Source organism: Paenibacillus sp. 32O-W, from assembly GCF_007679495.1.
GTDB lineage: Bacteria > Bacillota > Bacilli > Paenibacillales > NBRC-103111 > Paenibacillus_L > Paenibacillus_L residui.
The window spans coordinates 1-1646 of the sequence record NZ_VEGP01000143.1; the positions used below are offsets into that span (position 1 = coordinate 1).

The 1646-nt window shown below is 47.6% G+C and carries 1 protein-coding gene; it reads left to right on the forward strand.

All coding sequences use genetic code 11. The features are described from left to right. Positions 1-131 precede the first annotated feature (131 nt). A complete protein-coding gene (locus FS806_RS26935) occupies positions 132-1640 on the forward strand; it encodes a transposase (RefSeq protein ID WP_260982259.1) in 1509 nt (502 codons plus the stop codon). The last annotated feature ends 6 nt before the right edge of the window (positions 1641-1646 follow it).

Sequence of the window (1646 nt, forward strand, 5' to 3'; positions counted from 1 at the left end):
ATAACGTCAATTGTTAGAAAATATTTCGCTAAATATCACGAAAACCTCTTGACTTTTGAGAAACACCCCCATAATCGCGAAGGATACCTCTTTTAATAGGGTATATCTTCTAGATTATAGGTGGTTTTCCAATGTCAGCGTTACAAAAACCGAGGTTCAAAGAACTAAATCACAGCGAATGTGCCGGAGCTCCCATTTTGAAGAGCCTATGGGATCGATTCGACTTCTCTCTATTGCTTACTCAATCCGGCATTATGAAACGGAATGGTACTCCTTCATGGTTAATTTGCTTTCTCTATGTTGTTGGTCTCGTTTCCAATTGCTCCTCCGTCGCCCAGATGGCGCAGTTGGCCGACAAAGACGCCTTGCTGAAGGCGATGTTCCAGCCTTGGAAACTTGCACAGTACACCTTAAGTAGATTCTTTACGAAGGGGTTTGCTTGGACGACATTTGGAAAAAAACGTGTCGCTCGTTTGCAGCAAGATCCTGTAACTGCGTTTACCGATGGGGATGTCGTGAATCTCGATGACACCCACAGCGCACATCCTTTTGCCAAACTGCTTCCGTTTCTGGGCTGGCTCTATGACCACTCAACCAAAGCTTATGTCTGGGCAACGAATCTGGTGGTCCTGCAGGCCGTTCTGAAAAGCGGATTGGAGTATCCGTTGTTTTACCGGATTTGGCACAAGCCCGAAACGAAAGGAGAAGGTCTTACCAAAATCGATTTAGCCAAGCAGATGCTACTCATGCTGCGTGAATCCGTTACGTGCCGGTTGTGGGTTGCCATGGATCGCTGGTACCTGTGCAAGCATTTCTTCTCGTTCCTTGAAGAGAATAACTTTGACTGGGTCACCAAGGCTAAACGCAACACGGCTTTATTCCGTAAAGTCATCGAACCTGGCACCCGCCGGGAACGTTACGTGCCACTGACTCCGGTCATGCTGATCCGTGAAGTCTTTAAGGAACTGACACGTCAAGCAACATCCGGCTTAAGTTCCATTTCGATACCGGGCATCTACATGAAACGTCCATACATCACGGTGAATCGGAGCGGAAAACAAGTGACCAAGCAACGCTATGTTCCGGTGGCTGCTGTTGTCGCCATGCGATTGAAGGAAGATGAGCTCACGGAACCGGACTCGATTCAAGCCGAACAAGAAGAAGAGCCGGCCACTTACAAAGGTGCATATTTGTTGATTAGCAATCGCTACGATGTTCCGAAAGACGTGGTGCGAACCTATGCCAAGCGCTGGCGAATCGAAGTGTTCTTTCGCGCCGCCAAGCAGGAATTGGCTTTTGAGAAATGCCATTCTGAATCCGAAGCGCATCACCACGCCCATTTCGAGCTATTGTTTGCTGCTGAAACCTTGCTCGCTGTGGCGCTCTTTGAACTAAACAAAGAAAAAACGAGTGATGATGAAGGCTACACCCACGGCAAAATGGTTCGTGGCCTCTTCCACACTCGTTGTCAGGTTCGCGTGAAAAACCACAAGGGCTTTCAGCGAATCTCTATTGATTGTGACACACAAGTGCAGCAATTTGCAAGACTCATTGAACTATTTTGGCCGGAGCATTATTTGGTGCTTCTTTGGACTACGCCAAAACCGGAAATTTACCAAGGATTACCTCGAAGTGCATAGGTCATG

Excerpts from the sequence above, each read along its gene's own strand:
- FS806_RS26935 (WP_260982259.1), top strand. The coding sequence starts at position 132 with ATGTCAGCGTTACAAAAACCGAGGTTCAAAGAACTAAATCACAGCGAA.